At 63.4% G+C, this 17,769-nt stretch carries 12 protein-coding genes and 1 tRNA gene; 7 read left to right on the top strand and 6 right to left on the bottom strand.

Annotated elements, in window-relative coordinates:
* Window positions 1–140: 140 nt before the first annotated feature.
* Window positions 141–2,654, top strand: a complete 2,514-nt coding sequence (locus C7451_RS04195) for a S8 family peptidase (protein ID WP_208625135.1) — start codon at window positions 141–143, stop codon at window positions 2,652–2,654.
* A 96-nt stretch (window positions 2,655–2,750) separates the two neighbouring features.
* Window positions 2,751–3,137 carry a hypothetical protein gene (locus C7451_RS04190; RefSeq protein WP_110297692.1) on the top strand — a complete coding sequence of 129 codons (387 nt, stop codon included), beginning with the start codon at window positions 2,751–2,753 and terminating at the stop codon, window positions 3,135–3,137.
* A 323-nt stretch (window positions 3,138–3,460) separates the two neighbouring features.
* Here C7451_RS04190 and C7451_RS04185 read toward each other — a convergent pair whose 3' ends face one another.
* The gene (locus C7451_RS04185; RefSeq protein WP_208625134.1) at window positions 3,461–3,904 is read right to left on the bottom strand and encodes a GNAT family N-acetyltransferase; all 444 of its coding nucleotides are present in this window, start codon (window positions 3,902–3,904) and stop codon (window positions 3,461–3,463) included.
* A 223-nt stretch (window positions 3,905–4,127) separates the two neighbouring features.
* Window positions 4,128–4,204 (bottom strand) — tRNA-Met (locus C7451_RS04180).
* Between the two features lie 196 nt (window positions 4,205–4,400).
* On the opposite strand from C7451_RS04180, the gene C7451_RS04175 reads away from it, so the two are divergent.
* The 4 genes from C7451_RS04175 to C7451_RS04160 all read left to right on the top strand — a co-directional run bounded on the left by C7451_RS04175 (window position 4,401) and on the right by C7451_RS04160 (window position 11,595).
* A complete protein-coding gene (locus tag C7451_RS04175; protein WP_110297732.1) occupies window positions 4,401–5,636 on the top strand; it encodes an NAD(P)/FAD-dependent oxidoreductase in 1,236 nt (411 codons plus the stop codon).
* 149 nt (window positions 5,637–5,785) lie between these two features.
* Window positions 5,786–6,952, top strand: a complete 1,167-nt coding sequence (locus tag C7451_RS04170) for an efflux RND transporter periplasmic adaptor subunit (RefSeq protein ID WP_482758280.1) — start codon at window positions 5,786–5,788, stop codon at window positions 6,950–6,952.
* Window positions 6,953–6,961: 9 nt separating this feature from the next.
* Entirely contained in the window at window positions 6,962–10,153 is a 3,192-nt protein-coding gene (locus C7451_RS04165; protein WP_110297690.1) for a multidrug efflux RND transporter permease subunit, read from the top strand.
* Window positions 10,150–11,595, top strand: coding sequence for an efflux transporter outer membrane subunit (locus C7451_RS04160; RefSeq protein ID WP_110297689.1), 1,446 nt, complete (start codon window positions 10,150–10,152; stop codon window positions 11,593–11,595). The genes C7451_RS04165 and C7451_RS04160 overlap by 4 nt, the downstream gene beginning before the upstream one ends.
* Before the next feature lie 104 nt (window positions 11,596–11,699).
* On the opposite strand, the gene C7451_RS04155 is transcribed toward C7451_RS04160, so the two are convergent.
* The gene (locus tag C7451_RS04155) at window positions 11,700–13,724 is read right to left on the bottom strand and encodes a DEAD/DEAH box helicase (protein ID WP_110297688.1); all 2,025 of its coding nucleotides are present in this window, start codon (window positions 13,722–13,724) and stop codon (window positions 11,700–11,702) included.
* 249 nt (window positions 13,725–13,973) lie between these two features.
* Here C7451_RS04155 and C7451_RS04150 point away from each other — a divergent pair, with 249 nt between their 5' ends.
* On the top strand, window positions 13,974–14,360 hold the full coding sequence (locus C7451_RS04150; protein WP_146215280.1) for a tudor domain-containing protein: 387 nt from the start codon (window positions 13,974–13,976) through the stop codon (window positions 14,358–14,360).
* A 50-nt stretch (window positions 14,361–14,410) separates the two neighbouring features.
* Here the strand turns inward: C7451_RS04150 and C7451_RS04145 are convergent, their stop codons facing one another.
* The 3 genes from C7451_RS04145 to C7451_RS04135 form a co-directional block, all read right to left on the bottom strand.
* Window positions 14,411–15,943: a methyl-accepting chemotaxis protein gene (locus C7451_RS04145; protein WP_110297686.1), complete on the bottom strand. Its 1,533-nt coding sequence runs from the start codon at window positions 15,941–15,943 to the stop codon at window positions 14,411–14,413.
* A 7-nt stretch (window positions 15,944–15,950) separates the two neighbouring features.
* On the bottom strand, window positions 15,951–16,172 hold the full coding sequence (locus C7451_RS04140) for a hypothetical protein (RefSeq protein WP_146215279.1): 222 nt from the start codon (window positions 16,170–16,172) through the stop codon (window positions 15,951–15,953).
* Between the two features lie 269 nt (window positions 16,173–16,441).
* The gene (locus tag C7451_RS04135) at window positions 16,442–17,623 is read right to left on the bottom strand and encodes a BaiN/RdsA family NAD(P)/FAD-dependent oxidoreductase (RefSeq protein ID WP_110297684.1); all 1,182 of its coding nucleotides are present in this window, start codon (window positions 17,621–17,623) and stop codon (window positions 16,442–16,444) included.
* Window positions 17,624–17,769: the final 146 nt, after the last annotated feature.

The following is a 17,769-nucleotide window of genomic DNA, read 5'->3' as shown; positions in this document are numbered from 1 at the left end:
CTCCACCGCCGCCGCCGCCTCCGCCACCGCCGCCGCCGCCGCCGCCACCTCCGGCGCCGCCTCCGCCTGCGCCACCGCCACCGCCACCGCCGCCACCGCCACCGCCACCGCCGCCGCCACCGCCGCCGCCTGCGGTGTTCGTGCCGACGCAGCGCGTGTTCGATCCGAGCCTTGCCGAGCAGCGCCGCACCGAGGCCGAGTTCCGCGGGGTGACGCAGAGCCCGGACCGCCAGGCCATTGCCGGAAACACCGGCGATGCTACCGGCGCCATGAATCCGTATGAGCGCAACAAGGTGCACATTGCCTATGGCTACGGGTTGACCGGCGCGGGCGTCCGCGTCGGCATCGTCGACAGCGGGTTCAATCTGAACGGTTCTACGCCCGGACACGGTGAATTTTCAGCCGCCAACAAGATCGTGGTGCTGTCGAATTCGGCGCCGATCGTCAGCGATTCCCACGGCACTCACGTGTCCGCGCTGGCGGTGGGTGACCGCAACGGCACGGTGATGCACGGGGTTGCCTATAACGCGCAGCTCTATCTCGGGATGAGCCCGACAACGCCTGTGGAATTCACCTCTATCTTCAACGAGTTCCGCACGTCGGGCGTGAGCATTTCCAGCAACTCCTATGGCGTGAACGTTCTGGGAGATGCGAATTCTCCGTGGCGCCCGGTGCGTACCTCCAATGACGGGTTCGAAGTGACTGCCACGAACTTCCTGGCCTATCGCAACGCCCAGAACCTGACGACGACAGACGCCATGGCCAATGTCTTTGGTGGGACCTCTGCCGAATGGACAACCGCCATCACCGCATTCCGCAATTTCCAGAACAGTGGTGGCGTGGTTGTCTGGGCCAATTCCAACTATGGGGCGAACGAGCCTCAGAACGGGCTGGACAATGTCGACGCGTTTGCTGCGTTGCCACTGCTTGCCCCCGAACTGGCCGGAGGCTGGATCACGGTCACCAATGCCACATCGCTGGGCCTGGCTACCCAGGTGCTGGGCGCGAGCGCTGTCGCTGCCGCGACCAAGAAGGAGGGAGGGATCTACCTCTTCTCTGCGCAATGCGGCATCGCTGCAGCCTTCTGTCTTTCGCAGGACGGGGTCGGGCTGTGGTCCGGGTCCAATACCGGCAACACCAGCTACGAAAGTCAGTCGGGCACGTCGCAGGCAACGCCGCAAGTATCGGGCATGCTGGCGTTGCTGCGCGAAGCGTTCCCGACGGTCAGCGCTGCCGACCTTGCAGCGCGGCTTCTGTTCACGGCGGACAATCGCTTTTTCGTGAACGATGCCAATACCCCCGCGGGCGAGACCGAAACCACGGCGACCTACACGAATGCCAATGGGTCTATCACCAAGACCGTCAGCAGCATCTGGGGGCACGGGTTTGCTGATCTCGAGCGCGCGCTCAATCCGGTCGGGGCGACTTCAACCGTCACGGCGGACGGACGCAGGATCAACACCGGATCCATTCAGGGAGCGATCACCACCGGTGCCATGTTCGGCCGCGGAACATTGTCGTCGGCAAACAGCCGCTATGTCTTCACCGACATGCTCAATGGCGTCTTTGTCGGCGATGCTTCGACGTTCGCGACAGCAACGCCGGACCGCTCGTTCGAGCAGACTTTCGGGCGATCCATGCTCAGCAATGCGTTGGTCACGGCGAGCACGCAGACCGGGCTGACGCTGCAGGCAGCGCAGACGATCGTTCCGGACAGCACGGCAGGGGGCTATCGCCCCGAACGCATGCTGATGCTCAGCCAGTCGGTCACGCCGGAACTGGAAATGGCGCTCGGCTCGGGCGTCTCTGCTGATCAGCGACTGGGCTTCGCGCCCAGCCATGCCGATCTCAGGGCGGCATCCATCACCGATCGCAATGTCGGTCTGGCGCCGCTGGCGCTGATGGGCGAAGACCAGAGCTGGCTTTCCGGGCGGTATCAGACCGGACGACTGCAGATTACCGGCATGGTCGTGGCTTCGCGCGAGCGTCAGCAACTGGCGGGTGTGCAACTCGTCGATCGGGAGGACCGCAAGTCCAACGCTGCGATCGTCACCGAGGCGCGCTACGCGATCTCGCCCGGGCTCGATGTCATGCTGACACTCGGCATGCTGCAGGAACGCGGCGGGTTCCTGGGCTCCTTTGCGCCGCGAGGCGATTTCGTGGGTGCAGCGGCGAGCCGGTTCATCGGGATCAGCGGTCAGGCGCGGGTAACCGACAAGGTGACGCTGACGGGCACCTATCAGCGCCTGCAATCGCGGGTCCGCCCCGATGATCCTGCGTCGCTGCTGCAGGCGAGCGATGTCGCGGCCGATAGTTTCGCGGTCAATCTTGGCTTCAGGGACCTTGTGCTGCCGGGCAGCGCTGTCACCCTTGGCGTATCGCAACCCTTGCGGGTGGCGTCTGGTGGCATCCGGCTTGCGCTGCCCGATCAGCTGATCGTTAATGGACCGAGTGACTACAGCTTCGGCTATAGCGGCAATCCGCAGCTTGGCGGACCCACCGGGCGGCAGATGGACTTTGCGATCGAATGGTCGCAGCAGATTCTGCCCAATGTCAGGGCCGGAATGGCGGGCGTGGTGAGCCGCGATCCGGGCCATGTCGCCGATGCCCCGACGGCCTTTGGCGGGATGATGACGCTCAGCATCCGCATGTAACCAGAGGCCACAGGGCGGCAATCCCGTCGCCCTGTGGCCTCGCGGTGCCAGAGGAGATGTGCGCTGGACTCGCTTGTACCCAGGGACTTCGTGCCGATGCTGGCTGCCGCCCTGATGCTATGGGGGCAAGCTCCGGTCACCAATGCTGAGGAAGCCCCGGTCGCGATGTGCGCCGAGGATCGCCGTCATGTCGAATATCCCAGGCTCGGCGCGCAGTCGCCAAAGATTGCGTTGGTGTTCGAATGTATCGCCGGTTCATTGCCGCAATCAGCCATTTATGTGCTGCGTGCAGGTGCGTGGCAGCATGTCCATGCTGGCGATTTCGTCCGTGGCAGCCTCTTGTCCGGGAGAGGCGGGAAGGGCGCGCGCTACCGGCTGGTTGATTCCCGCGAAGGCTTTGCCGATCTGTGGCTGGCAGGCCGCGCGCTCATGCTGACCCGCGGTGGCGAGACAATGACCCTTTTGCCGGACCGTGCTGACTGAGAGGCCAGAGTCGAAGCCGAACAGCGGCGCAACGACGGCGAACTGCCCCAACGGCAGCCGATTGCCGATCCGCCTATCCTGCCAAATTTCATGTGGACATGGCTGCAGTATTTCATCGCCGCCAACCAAAGGGGGCGAGAAGGGAAGCGATCATGTTCGGGATGGTAGCGGAGGAGGGACTTGGCCGCAAACGTAGCTTGCGCTGGGTGCGTCTCTAATGCGCTGATTTCCACGCCGGTCGGGAGCTGATATAACCTTGGAATGTCGGCTTTTGGAGGGCTTTAATTGATTCGCGTATGGCGGAATATGGGTGGTTTGCGGACCTAAGCCAATGGCAGATTGTAGGAGATGAAAGTGGTCTCACGGATCCAACCCGTACCCTCATAGAGCGATTGCGCCGCGCCGTTGTCATGGGCAGTGGAAAGCGTGAGCCGTACCGCTCCGACAGCCTTGCCGTAGTCGGCTGCCGCAGCCAATAATGCCTTTCCAACGCCTTTGCCGCGCGCTTCTGGAGCCACGTACAAATCGTTCAAGATAAAGGTCCGAGCAGCTCTGCCGGATGAAAAGCTTGGAAATAGCTGCGTAAACCCGATGGCTTGACCTTCGAAGAAGGCAATGAAGATGATGGACTGGAGGTGCCGGAGCCGGTCGAGGAGGAAAGACCGGGCCAAGTCTTCATCGGGCTGTTGTCCGTAGAAAGTCCGGTAGCGGTCGAACAAGAGCACGAGATCGTCTAGATCGGCAATGGTTCCTTGACGTATTTGCACTGTAAGCTCCTCAGGCTTCCGCCCATACGCGATATCAGAGAATGACCGGAATGGGGTCGATCAAAGAACGTCTGCTTTTTTCCATTTGAACAGGATAGCCGCCAGTCAGCTAGGTAAATCCAAGATCAGATGCACCGAAGCTGGCCTGATACCCTCGGAGTGAAACTCCGCCGATCTTTCCCCGCTGGGTAGGATTAAGTCGCTGATTTAATCGAAAAAAGGATGGTAGCGGAGGAGGGACTTGAACCCCCGACCTACGGATTATGATTCCGCCGCTCTAACCAGCTGAGCTACTCCGCCATCCGGACAGGCACGGGCCAGAGGCCGGTGCAGGCCGCGCGCTATAATTGCACGATCGGCTTCGGTCAAACCAAATTGTGCCTGAATTGTGCGAAGAATGGATTGCGGCGGTAGCGGGCTTGTTTTCCGTGGCGCCAAACGGCAGATGGCAGGCGATGCCTGCAAGGGCAGGGGCCATTTCGAAGGAGAGGACGCCGTGCAGGACAGCTATGATATCGCGATTGTCGGAGCAGGCCATGCCGGTGCCCAGGCTGCGATCTGCCTGCGTCAGATGGGATTTGAAGGGACGATCGGTCTGATCGGCGACGAATCCTTTGCGCCTTACGAGCGGCCGCCTCTGTCCAAGGAATATCTGGCGGGCGACAAGCCGTTCGAACGGATCCTGCTGCGTCCCGAAGCTTTCTGGACCGAGCGGGGTATCGACCTGCAGCTAGGCAAGCGCGTGACCGCTGTCGATCCCGACGCACACAGCCTCACGCTCAGCGGCGGTGCTGCCGTTAGCTATGGCAAGCTGGTCTGGGCCACGGGCGGCACGCCGCGCATGCTCGATTGCCAGGGCAGCAATGCGCGCAACGTGTTCGCCGTGCGGACCCTCGCCGATGTCGACAAGATCATGGCGCGGATGGAAGCGACGACCAGCGTTGCGATCATCGGGGGCGGTTATATCGGGCTCGAGGCCGCTGCGGTGATGCGCAAGCTCGGCAAGCAGGTAACGCTGATCGAGGCGCTGGACAGGGTGCTCTCGCGGGTGGCGGGGCCGGCCTTGTCCGCGTTTTTCGAAGGGGAGCATCGCGCGCACGGTGTCGACCTGCGCACTGGTTACACCGTCGATCATATCGAAACCGACGAATCCGGTCATGCCGTGGCGGTGCAATGCGGCAATGGCGAGCGGGTTGCAGCTGACATGATCATCGTCGGCATCGGCATCATTGCGCAGACCGGACCGCTGATGACGGCGGGCGCAGCTGGTGGCAATGGCGTGGATGTCGACGAATTCTGCCGGACGAGCCTGCCGGATATCTATGCGATCGGGGATTGTGCGGCGCATGCCAACCCCTTTGCCAATGATCGTGTCATCCGGCTGGAATCGGTTCAGAATGCCAATGATCAGGCGAAGGTGGCTGCAGCGCACATCATGGGCGAGGCGCAGGCCTATCATGCCATTCCATGGTTCTGGTCCAATCAATATGATCTTCGTCTGCAGACCGTCGGTCTGTCGGTCGATTACGATCAGGAGCTGGTACGCGGCGATCCCGCCTCTCGAAGCTTCTCGGTCATATACCTGCGTGGAGGCAAGGTCATCGCGCTGGATTGTGTCAATGCCACCAAGGATTACGTGCAGGGACGCAAGGCAATCGTCGACGGCATTCCGCTCGATCTTGAACAGCTTGCCGATGCCAGCGTGCCGATCAAGGAGGTTGAGCACGCCTGACGCCGGATTTTTACTGAAATCCGACAAAAAGCGCGCGGCTCAGGAAACAATCTTGCCCTATCATGGGTTAAGCAGCTAAATACGATAACCGATCGTATACGGTGTCCCCCTGTTTCTGCGAGTTCGCCATTCACCCTTCCGTTCGACCAATACGGACGTTCCCCAAGCGCTTTGCCCTGATCGGCCTGGCAGCGCTGGCGCTTGCCAGCTGTTCGGGCAAGGATGATGGCAAGGGGCGGCAGCGTCCGGTTCCCGAAGTGGGATATGTAGTCACAAGCGCAAGCGCCGTTCCTGTGGCCGTCGAGCTGGCCGGGCGCATTGCAGCGTTCGAGATGTCGGAGGTTCGCCCGCAGGTCACCGGACTGATCAAGCGGCGATTGTTTACCGAAGGCGCCTATGTCCGAGCAGGCCAGACACTCTACGAGATAGACCCGCGTCTGTTCCGTGCGGCCACCGATCAGGCCAGCGCCAATCTCAACAGTGCGCTTGCCAATGCCGAGGCGACGCGCATCCGCGCCGAAAGGCTCAAGCCGCTGGCCGAGGCGCAGGCCGTGGCCATGCAGGACTATGTCGACGCGGTCGCAGCTGCGAGGCAGGCGGCCGCAGCCGTGCAGCAGGGCCGCGCTCAGGTTCAAACCGCCAATGTCAACCTGCAGTTCACGCGCGTGCCCGCGCCGATCAGTGGGCGTATCGGCAGGTCGTTGTTCACGGTGGGAGCGCTGGTTACCGGCAATCAGGCAGAACCGCTGGCGGTGATTCAGGGCGTCGATCCGGTGTTTGTCGATATCCAGCAATCGAGCGCAGACCTGCTCGCGCTGCGTCGTTCGCTTGCCCAGGGTGGTGCAGTGCCTGCCAGCGCCTCGGTATCGCTGGTGCTTGAAGATGGCAGCGAATACGGGCCTCGCGGGGTCGTGCAATTCTCGGAGGTGATGGTCAACGCCGCCACCGGGACCGTGACGCTGCGGGCGCGCTTTCCCAATCCGCAGGGACTGCTGCTGCCCGGCATGTTCGTGCGCGCTCGCTTCGATCAGGCGATCAATACCAATGCCATCCTCGTGCCGCAGGCGGCCGTCACCCACAATGCGCGGGGCGAGGCCAGCGTTTTCGTGGTCGATACCGGCAACAAGGCGGCCGAGCGCAAGGTCAAGGCCGATCGCGCCGTCGGCAACGACTGGGTCGTGACGAACGGATTGAAGCCGGGCGACAAGGTGATCGTCCAGGGTCTTGCCAAGATCAGGCCCGGCGCACCGATCCGTCCTGTCCCCGCAAGCAAGCCGCAAGTGATCGCGGCGCCCAAGCCCGACAAGAAGAGCTGAGGCGCGGCGATGTCGCGCATCTTCATCGAACGTCCGATCTTTGCCTGGGTGCTGGCCATCATCACGATGCTTGCCGGGATCGGTGCGATCTATCTGCTGCCAGTCGAGCAATATCCCGACGTCGCCCCGCCGCAGGTCAACATCCGCGCGACCTTTCCCGGTGCCTCGGCCGAAACGCTGGAAAACAGCGTTACCCAGATCATCGAGCAGCAGCTTACCGGGATCGACGGGCTGCTCTATTTCAATTCGAGTTCGACCTCGCGCGGGCAGGTGACGATCAGCGCGACGTTCGAAAAGGGTACCGATCCCGATATCGCCCAGGTTCAGGTGCAGAATCAGGTGCAGCAGGCGCTCGCCCGCTTGCCGCAACAGGTCCAGCAGCAGGGGCTTCGGGTCACCAAGTCCAACCCCGACTTCCTGTTCATCGTCGGCGTCTATGACGAGACCGACCGCAGCACCAATATCGACGTGTCGGATTTCCTCGTATCCAACCTGCAGGATACGCTTGCGCGGATCGAGGGCGTGGGCGAGACCAACGTGTTCGGATCGCAATATGCGATGCGCATATGGCTCGATCCGGATCGGCTGGCTTCTGTCGGGCTGATGCCCGGCGATATCGTCACCGCGATCCGCAATCAGAATACCGAAGTGGCGGCGGGCGAGGTTGGCGGGCTGCCGCAACCGGAAAGCAATCGGCTGAATGCCACGGTCACGTCCCAGTCGCGCCTGCGCACGGTTGACGAGTTCAAGGCAATCATCCTCAAATCCGAACAGAGCGGGGCCATCGTCACGCTCGGCGATGTCGCCCGGGTCGAACTGGGTGCGGAAAACTATTCGGCCTCCAGCCGCATCAATGGCCATCCCGGTGCGGGCCTGGCCATCTCGCTCGCACCGGGAGCAGATGCTCTTGCCACGGCCGATCTCGTCAAGAAGGCGGTTGCCGACGCCAAATCAAGCTTTCCGCCCGGTTATAATGTCGCCTATGCCAATGACTCGACGGCGTTCATCCGTCTGTCGATTGACGAGGTGGTCCAGACGCTGATCGAGGCGGTCATCCTGGTCGTCATCGTCATGTTCGTGTTCCTGCAAAGCTGGCGCGCGACGCTGATCCCAACCATCGCTGTGCCGGTCGTGCTGCTGGGCACGTTCGCCATCTTCTATCTCGCCGACTTTTCCATCAACACCCTGACCCTGTTCGGGCTGGTGCTCGCCATTGGTCTTCTGGTCGACGATGCGATCGTGGTGGTAGAGAATGTCGAGCGCCTGCTGGAAGAAAATCCGGACATGACGCCCAAAGAGGCCACGATCAAGTCGATGGGCGAGATCCAGGTCGCGCTGGTCGCCATTGCGGTGGTGCTTTCTGCCGTCTTTCTGCCGATGGCGTTTTTCGGCGGATCGACCGGCGTCATTTATCGGCAATTCTCGATCACCATCGTTTCGGCCATGGTTCTGTCCGCGCTGGTCGCGCTCATCCTCAGCCCGGCGCTGACGGCGACGCTGCTCAAGCAGAAAAAGCATGACGGCACCGATGCCGAGAGCGGCCTGCACCGCCGCTGGCCATGGGGCGCCGAAAAGCTGGAGCGGGCGCAGCACTGGTTCAACCATGGCTTTGCGCGCGGCACCGACCGCTATGTCGCGGCGGTCGAGAGGGTGGTCGATCGCAAATGGCTGTTCATGGCGATCTACGCGATCGTGCTGGTGCTTCTGGTTGCGCTGTTCGTGCGGTTGCCCACGGGCTTCCTTCCGACCGAGGATCAGGGGGCGGCGCGATTGCAGTTCCGCCTGCCCGCTGGTGCGACCCAGGGCCGCACCCGAGAGGTGCAGCTGGCAATCGAGAAATACATGCTCAATGACGAGCGCAGGAACATTGCGGTGATGTTCAGCGTCGCGGGCGGCGGGCAGGGCGCGGCGGGGCAGAATACCGGCCAGGGCTTCGTCAACTTTGTCGACTGGTCCGAGCGCACGAGCGCCGAGGATTCCGCCGACGCGATCAGCGAGCGCGCGACCAAGGCCTTTTCGGCTTTCCGCGATGCACAGGTCAACGTGCTGGTTCCTGCCGCCATCCGGGGTCTGGGCCAGACCAACGGCTTCAGCCTGCAATTGCAGAACACCAGCGGCATGAGCCGCGAGGAGTTTGCAGAAGCCCGCGACAAGCTGCTGGAACTGGCCGAGAATGATCCCCTGCTCGCGGGCGTGCGGCTTGGCGAGCTGCCCGATGTGCAGACGCTGCAGGTCGATATCGATCAGCCCAAGCTGGCATCGCTTGGCCTCAACCAGAATGACGTGAACACCACCCTGTCGGCCGCCTGGGGCGGGCAATATGTGAATGATTTCATCGACAGGGGCAGGGTGAAGCGCGTCTTCGTTCAGGCCGACGCGCCCTATCGCGCAACCCCCGACGATATCGGCCGCTGGTTCGTGCGCGGCAATGACGGGCAGATGGCGCCGTTCAGCGCCTTTGCCCGCACCCGCTGGTCGACCACGCCGACAACGCTGTCGCGCTTCCAGGGCTATCCCAGCTTCCAGTATGAAGGGCAGGCGGCGCCTGGGCAGAGCTCGGGCGAAGCGATGGACCGGATCGAGGAGCTGGCCAAGCAGATCCCCGGCGTCAGCGTCGCCTGGTCGGGACTTTCATTCCAGGAGCGTCTGTCTTCGGGACAGGCACCGTTGCTCTATACTTTGTCTCTGCTCGTCGTGTTCCTGTGCCTTGCTGCGCTTTACGAAAGCTGGACGATTCCCGTCGCGGTCATGCTGGTCATCCCGCTCGGCCTGGTCGGCGCGGTATTCGCCGTGACGCTGCGCGGGCTGGAAAATGACGTGTATCTCCAGATCGGCCTGCTCACCACCATGGGGCTGGCGGCGAAGAACGCGATCCTGGTGATCGAATTTGCCGAACAGGCGGAAAAGCGTGGAGCGCGCGTGATCGATGCGGCACTCGAAGCGGCCAGACTGCGCCTGCGCCCGATCCTGATGACCAGCCTTGCGTTCATTTTCGGCGTGCTTCCGCTCGCGTTGTCCAGTGGGGCCGGGGCGAACAGTCGCATCGCGATCGGCACCTCTGTAATCGGCGGCATGCTGACGGCCACCGTGCTCGCAATCTTCTTCATTCCGCTGTTCTTCGTGCTTGTGCGGCGCACGACCCGCGACACGCTGAAAAAGCTGCATATCGGCGAGCCGAAGCCGGGCGAGGGCGCAGCATGAAGCGCGCTGCCTCGCTGATGACGGTCCTCTTGCTGGCGGGCTGTTCGATGGCCCCCAAATATGTCCAGCCCGATCTGCCCGTGCCTGCCTCATGGCCCGTCGGTGACGCTTATCTCGCGCAGAGCGAAGCTGCGCTTCCGGCGATGGGCTATCGCGACGTGTTCGCCGATCCACGTCTTGTCCAGATCATCGAGCAGGCGCTGGCGAATAACCGCAACCTGCGCGTGGCGGCGGCGAATATCGAGGCGGCACGCGCCCAGTTCCGCATCCAGCGTGCCGCGCAGCTTCCGCAGATCAATGCGCAGGCCAATCGCACGCAGTTCGACAACGGTACCGCCAACCAGAACCGCAACCAGGATATCGATATCGGCAACAACCCGTCGGCGAGCCGATCGACTGCAGGCACGCGCTACACTGCCGATCTCAGCACTACTGCGTTCGAGCTCGATCTGTTCGGGCGGTTGCAGTCGCTTTCCGATGCTGCGCTCAACCGCTATTTCGGCACCGAGGCTGCGGCCCGCGCGACCCGGCTGACCTTGGTTGGCGATGTCGCCGATGCTTGGCTCACTTATGCCGCTGACCGTGCTCTCCTCAAGCTTGCGGAAGACACCGCCACCAACGCGCGCGAGCGGGTCAAGCTGACACGACTGCGGCTCGAGGGCGGCATCGCACCGCGCACCGACCTGCGCCAGGCCGAGCAGATTCTCGCGACTGCCGAAGCGGACATCGCGCAGCAGACTACCGCGCTGGCACAGGACATCAACGCCCTGCAATTGCTGGTCGGCGCGCCGATCGACGAGGCGTTGCTGCCGCAATCGATCGCTGACGCCGGTGATGCCGTGCGCGTTCTGCCTGCCGGGCTTGATTCGACGATCCTGCTGCGGCGTCCTGATGTCATCCAGGCCGAATATCAGCTGCGCGCTGCCAATGCCGAGATCGGCGCGGCGCGCGCGGCCCTGTTCCCGCGCATCACGCTGACCGGCCTTGCGGGCCTTGCGAGCAACGCGCTGTCGACGCTGTTTACCGGGGCGGCGTTCAACTATTCGGTCGGCGAGACGGTGCGTTATTCGATCTTCGCCGGCGGCGCGGCCCAGGCCGGTGTCGCGCAGACCAGGGCGCAGCGCGATGCTGCTCTCGCATCATATGAGGGTGCGATTCAGGCAGCGTTTCGCGATGTCGCCGATGCGCTGGCGCGGCGGGGCACGATTGCCGAACAGCTGCGCGCCAACCAGTCTTTCGTCGATGCGGCCGAAGACAGCTATCGCCTTACCGACATGCGTTATCGCGGCGGGCTTGATGCCTTTCTGACCAGCCTTGATGCCCAGCGCTCGCTGTACCAGGCGCAGCGCACGCTGCTCGCGACGCAACTGATCGAAGCGAGCAACCGCGTGACGCTGTATCGGGCGCTCGGTGGCGAGACCGTGGCTCCGACATCGCAATAGTCGCCGTTTTTCGGCGAGAGCCGGAATTCAGAGTGTCGTCAGTGCATTGGAGCCCACGGACTCCGGCTTTCGCCGGAGAACGGGCTGCGGTCAGGCAGAATTCCTCAGCCCTTGGGCCGCTTGGCGAACGGCTTGCCGCCGGGCTTGCCCGCAGGACGCGGTTTGCCATCGAAGCGCGGCTTCCCACCAGGGCCACCCGCGCGCGGCGCATCGCTGCGCGGTCCGCGCGAGGGCTTGTCGGCATAGGAGGCGCGGTCGGCCTGGGTCTTCTTGTCTCCGAATGCCTTGCGGTCACCGAACGATTTCTTCTCTCCGAACGCCTTCTTCTCGCCATAGGGCTTGCGGTCTCCCGCAGGCTTGCGGTCGCCAAAGGACTTTCGCTCCCCATCTTCGCGCGGAGGACGACGCTCGCCATCGGGACGTGGCTCGTAACGCGGCTTCAGCGGGGCGTTGCCGCGACCCTTCTTGCCCGATCCCGATCCGTCGCGGCGCGGCGGCGGTCCGGAGCGTGGGCGATAGGCGGGCGGGCCATCGGCAGCCGTGATGGTGACACTGCCTTCATCGCCATCCTCACCGCCCGAAGTGCGCTTTACGGCTTCGGCAAACCGATCGGCCACGGCGCGGGGAATTTCGAAATGGGTGCTGTCGTCGCCCAGCCGGATCGCGCCGATCTCGCCGCGGGTGATATGTCCCCGGCGGCAGAGCAATGGCAGCAGCCAGCGCGGATCCGCATTCTGACGACGGCCGATGTTCATCTCGAACCAGACGGTGTCCTCGAAACCGGGGCGCGGACCGAAATCGCGCGGCGGCGGCGGGGCCGAGGCATCGAGCAATTCCTCAGGTACCGGCATCTGGGCACGGTGCGCCTGCACCAGCATCACCGCAAGATCTTCGGCGCTGCGTTCGGCGAGCAGCGCCTGGGCCAGCTCGCGATCGGCGTCATCTGCCTCGACGGGCGCGCGCAACCGCTCGAGCAGGCGCTCGCGATCGGCCCGGCGGATGTCATCGGCAGAAGGCGGGGTGATCCATTGCGCAGGGATATTCGCGCCGCGCAGCATCTGTTCCAGACGGCGGCGGCGCGGATAGGGCACGATCATCAGCGCCGTGCCCTTCTTGCCCGCGCGGCCGGTGCGGCCGGAACGGTGCTTGAGCGTATCGGCATCGCGAGGCAGCTCGACATGGATCACCAGCGAAAGGCCGGGCAGGTCGATGCCGCGCGCGGCCACGTCAGTCGCGACACACACGCGCGCGCGGCGGTCGCGCAGCGCCTGCAGCGCCTGGTTGCGCTCGTTCTGGCTGTGCTCGCCCGACAGCGCAACGGCGGAAAAGCCACGCTCGATCAGGCTGGAGTGCAGGTGGCGCACATTGTCGCGCGTCGCACAGAACAGGATCGCGGTCTCGGCCTCGTACAGGCGAAGAAGGTTGACCACTGCATTTTCGATGTCGGATGGGGCAACGGTGCAGGCGATGTAATCGATATCGCCATGGCCGCGCTGCTGGCTGACGGTCGAGATGCGGTGCGCATCGCGCTGATACCGCTTGGCGAGCGCGACAATCGGCTGCGGCATGGTAGCCGAAAACAGCAGCGTGCGACGCCCCTCGGGCGTGGCATCCAGAATTTCCTCAAGGTCCTCGCGAAAGCCCATGTCGAGCATTTCATCGGCCTCGTCGAGCACTGCGACCTTGAGCGCCGAGAGATCGAGCGCGCCGCGTTCAAGATGGTCGCGCAGGCGCCCCGGCGTGCCGACGACGATCTGTGCGCCATAGCCGAGGTTGCGCCGTTCGCGCGACGCGTCCATCCCGCCGACACAGGTGGCGATGCGGGCTCCCGCCGGGCCGTAGAGCCACATGAACTCCCGGCTGACCTGCAGCGCGAGTTCACGCGTCGGCGCGATGATCAGCGTCTGCGGGGCAGCCGCCTGGCCGACGCGGCCATCGTCGCCGATCAGCTCGGCCGCCATGGCCAGGCCAAAGGCCACCGTCTTGCCCGACCCGGTCTGGGCGGAAACGATCAGGTCGCGGCCATGCGCCTCGGGTTCCAGCACAGCCTGCTGGACGGGGGTCAGGGTGTCATAGCCGTGCGCATCAAGCGCGTCCGACAGAACGGCGGGAACGGTATCAAAAGGCATGGGATTTCAATTCGTATCGATGATGCGTAGGTTTCGCATCATCGGCGAAACCGCGCGCGACGCCCAAAATTCGGCGTCGCTGCAAGCCTGCGCCCCTAGCGCTTTTGCCGCCAATGCACAATCATATTCGCCCGGGCATGGTGGGCCGAGCCAATACCATCAGATTGAGCCGAAATTGATTTGGGTATAGCGTGATGCCTGCGGCGGTCGTGTCGCCAATTCATAACTGCCGATCAGAAGGGGATGATCATGAAGACAATGAAGGCATGCATTGCTGTCGCTGCGGCGTTTGCTGGGCTGGCACTTCCGGCTCAGGCCATGGCCCAAGAGGTAGGTGATTGGGTGCTCTCGCCCTGGCGTGGCAGCTCCGTCTATTATCCTGGCGTCGTGGAATCCCGTTCCGGCGCGCTGGTAACGGTCCGCTTCGATGATGGCGATGTCGAAACGCGTCAGGCCAATACCGTGCTCCCCTTCGATTGGCAGGCCGGCAGCCGGGTGGCATGCCTGTGGAGCGACAACAAATGGTATAACGCCGTCATCCGCTCGATCGCTTCGGACGGTTTCACGATGCAGATCCGCTATGATGACGACGGCACGATCGAGAATACCAACACCGGGCGCTGCCGCACCCGCTGACCGGCAGAACACGCGCCCGGGGTCGCTCGCGCGAAACCCCGGGCCGGATATCAGGCTGCACGTGCGAGCTTTGGTGCAGCCTTGACGGATCCCGCCTGTCCCAGCCGGAACAAGCTGATCTCTTGCGCCAGCGTGCGCGACTGTTCAGCCAGCGAGCGGGCTGCTGCGCTGGTTTCCTCGACCATCGCAGCATTTTGCTGGGTGATGCCGTCGAGCGCACCCACCGTGCTGTTGACCTCGCGCAACTTGGTCGCCTGGCTTTCGACCGACCCGGCAATGGTGGCGACAAATTCACTGATCTGCAGGATGCGTGCGGTGATCCGCTCCAGCGTCTCGCTGGTTTCGCTGACCACGCTCACACCCAGTGAAATCTGTTCGTTCGATGTGCCGATCTTGGTCTTGATGTCCTGAGCCGCTTCGGCCGACCGCTGGGCCAGCGCCCGCACTTCGGACGCGACCACTGCAAAGCCCTTGCCGGCTTCTCCCACGCGCGCCGCCTCGACCCCGGCGTTGAGCGCCAGCAGGTTTGTCTGGAACGACAGTGCGTCGATCACGGCGATGATCTGGTCGATTTCGCGAGCAGAGCTTTCGATATTGGTCATCGCCTCGCGTGCACGCTCGACAATGCCGGATGACTTTTCGGCCTCGCCCTGCGCGGCATCGAGCACGTGCCGCGCCTCGACCGCGCGATTGGCGGTTTCGGAGATCGAATCGGATACCGACCGGATGGTCGAAACCGTATCGTGCAGCGTTGCGCTTTGCCGCTCGGTCCGATCCGCCATGTCGTTCGAGGCATGGCTGACATCGCCCGCGCTTTCGTCGATGCGCGTGGCGACACCGGAGATCTTGTCCAGCGAACTGCGCATGCCTTCCAGCGCCCCATGATAGTCTGCGCGCAGTTGTTCGTATTCGGGCGGGAAGGGCTGGTCGATCCGGGCCGTAAGGTCGTTGCGCGCCATGGCTTTGAGGCCTTCGCCCAATGCCCCGATGACCAGCGTCTGCTTGGCGGCAATCGCCTCGCGCGTGATGGCCGCGTCCTGCTCCAGCCGCTCCGCCTCGCGGCGTGCCGCCGCCTGGCGCTCGATCATGCGCTCGAGTTGCAGGGATACCTGGATCAGCACGGCGGCTTCGATCAGAACGATCACGGCATGCAGGATCACACGCGGCAGATCCGCTCCATCAGGAAAGACCCAGGCCGGCATCAAGAAGTTGGTGCCCAGATGATGCAGGGCGATGATCGCCGTTCCAGTGACGATCGCGCGCCAGTCGCACATCACCACAATCGCGGCGAGCAGCGCGAAGAACAGCATATGGATATCCATCTGCAGGCTGCTGCCCGCTGCCTGGAAGAGCATGATGGCCGGATAAACGGGCAGTGTGCCGCCAAGCAGCATCCGGGTGGTGGCGTCGATGCGCCCGCTGTACACCAGATAGCTCGGGATCAGCGTAGCGGCGGCGGCAATGGCTGTCGGGTGCCAGCTGCCATGGTCATAGAAGCCGATGCCTCCGATGACGATGACACACAGCCATGCGATGATGATCAGCGCGAGGGCACCGTTCCTGCGAATTCCTGTCAGTTCCATGCGACGTTCAACTGTTCCTTGAGGGATAGGACAACGTGCCGCAGAAGATTGCGGGCGCCTTTATGACAAGGCTGTTGTGACGCCATGCGTTGTTCGTGAGCGGCTCGCGCTTGCCATAGACAAGGATTGAACCGGGAAGCGGACCCGCGCCCATGAAGGCAGCCCCGTCTCCCAATGCCCAGTCCATCGTCCCTGCCATCGGCTCTCCCCCGAGCGGAATGACCATCATCGGCCCCTCCCTCGGGGGAGCCAGCATGGCTCCCAGCAGCGCAAGCGTCACGACGAGTCCCTGAATCAGCACAACCAGACCGGTCCCGCTACCAGCAGGTCGTGCAGACACATCGGGATTTCGTTTCGACGCAGACATCAGGGCATCTATCTGCCCGACTGGTAAATTTTCGATTATGCAGCGGTGGGCAGGATAGAAAAATCCATTTCGGATCAATCTGCAAACGTTTGGTTTTCAAGCCAGATCGCGATAATCACATCAATTCGAACCTAGATGGCACTGCCTGCGGCATGGGCACTGGCCCAGGCCCATTGGAAATTATAGCCGCCCAGCCAGCCGGTCACGTCGACCGCCTCTCCGATGACGTAAAGGCCGGGCACCTTGCGGGCTTCCATGGTCTGCGAAGACAGGCCGTCGGTACTGATACCGCCTGCGGTGACTTCGGCCTTGGCATAACCTTCGGTGCCATTCGGGTGAAAGGTCCAGTCGGCCAGGCGCCTCTCGGTATCCGCAAGAACCCGGTCGGGCGTATCGGCGAGCCTTGCATCACGCCCGATCCTGTCGGCCAGGGTTGAAGCCAGCCGATCGGGCAGCAGTGCGCCCAGCATGCTGCGCACGGTCGCACGCGGCTGACGGCGCTTGGCTTCGGTCAGCCAGCCGGGCGCTGCATCCGGCAGAAAGTCGATCCCGACCGGTTCGCCATGCCGCCAATAGCTCGAGACCTGCAGGATCGCCGGTCCCGACAGTCCCTTGTGCGTAAACAGCGCGGCTTCCCTGAAGAGGGTCTTGCCTGCCCGCGCCACCACCTGGGTCGCAACGCCGGACAGCGACCGGAACAGAGTTTCGTCACCGCCCAGCGTCAGCGGAACCAGCGCCGGGCGCGGCTCGACGACCTTGAGGCTGAATTGGCGCGCGAGATCATAGGCAAAGCCCGTCGCGCCCATTTTCGGAATCGAAGGCCCGCCCGTGGCGATGACCAGCGCAGGAGCCTCGGCGCTCCGATCGCCCCAGGTGACACGATAGCGCCCATCGGAATGGTCGACAGCGCGGATGGCATGGCCGAGCGCGATGGTGACGCCGCCCTTGTCGCATTCATCGAGCAGCATCGCCACGATCTGCTTGGCCGATCCGTCGCAGAACAGCTGGCCCAGCGTCTTTTCGTGCCAGGCAATTCCGTGCGCATCGACCAGATCGATGAAGTCCTGCGGGCTGTAGCGGCCCAGCGCCGATTTGGCGAAATGCGGGTTGGCGCTGAGATAGCGATCAGCCTGGGTGTGGATATTGGTGAAGTTGCAGCGCCCGCCGCCAGATATCAGGATCTTCTTTCCCGCCGCATCGGCATGGTCGATCACCAGGACCCTGCGTCCGCGCTGCCCGGCGATCGCCGCGCAGAACAGCCCGGCTGCACCTGCGCCAAGGATGATGGCATCGTAGGAAGAGTAGGCGTGCATGACGCGGGTCTATGACGGAAGCGGCGAGTGAGGGGAAGGGGCGTGTTGCAGCACCTTTGCCCGGCCAGATCGCAACCCTGAACGGGTTTCAGGGCCCATTTCTGCCCAACGCGCCTTAGGGTGCTGGGGCACGAAGGATCCTGAAA

Origin of the sequence: Blastomonas natatoria (genome assembly GCF_003201955.1) — a bacterium.
Lineage (GTDB): Bacteria > Pseudomonadota > Alphaproteobacteria > Sphingomonadales > Sphingomonadaceae > Blastomonas > Blastomonas natatoria.
The sequence above is the reverse complement of the archived record's forward strand: the minus strand, read 5'-3'. Positions and strand labels throughout refer to the sequence as shown.

Coding starts and splice junctions, on each gene's coding strand:
- C7451_RS04155 (WP_110297688.1), bottom strand. CDS start 13,724: ATGCCTTTTGATACCGTTCCCGCCGTTCTGTCGGACGCGCTTGATGCG.
- C7451_RS04190 (WP_110297692.1), top strand. CDS start 2,751: ATGCTGGCTGCCGCCCTGATGCTATGGGGGCAAGCTCCGGTCACCAAT.
- C7451_RS04135 (WP_110297684.1), bottom strand. CDS start 17,623: ATGCACGCCTACTCTTCCTACGATGCCATCATCCTTGGCGCAGGTGCA.
- C7451_RS04150 (WP_146215280.1), top strand. CDS start 13,974: ATGAAGACAATGAAGGCATGCATTGCTGTCGCTGCGGCGTTTGCTGGG.
- C7451_RS04165 (WP_110297690.1), top strand. CDS start 6,962: ATGTCGCGCATCTTCATCGAACGTCCGATCTTTGCCTGGGTGCTGGCC.
- C7451_RS04140 (WP_146215279.1), bottom strand. CDS start 16,172: ATGATGGTCATTCCGCTCGGGGGAGAGCCGATGGCAGGGACGATGGAC.
- C7451_RS04160 (WP_110297689.1), top strand. CDS start 10,150: ATGAAGCGCGCTGCCTCGCTGATGACGGTCCTCTTGCTGGCGGGCTGT.
- C7451_RS04145 (WP_110297686.1), bottom strand. CDS start 15,943: ATGGAACTGACAGGAATTCGCAGGAACGGTGCCCTCGCGCTGATCATC.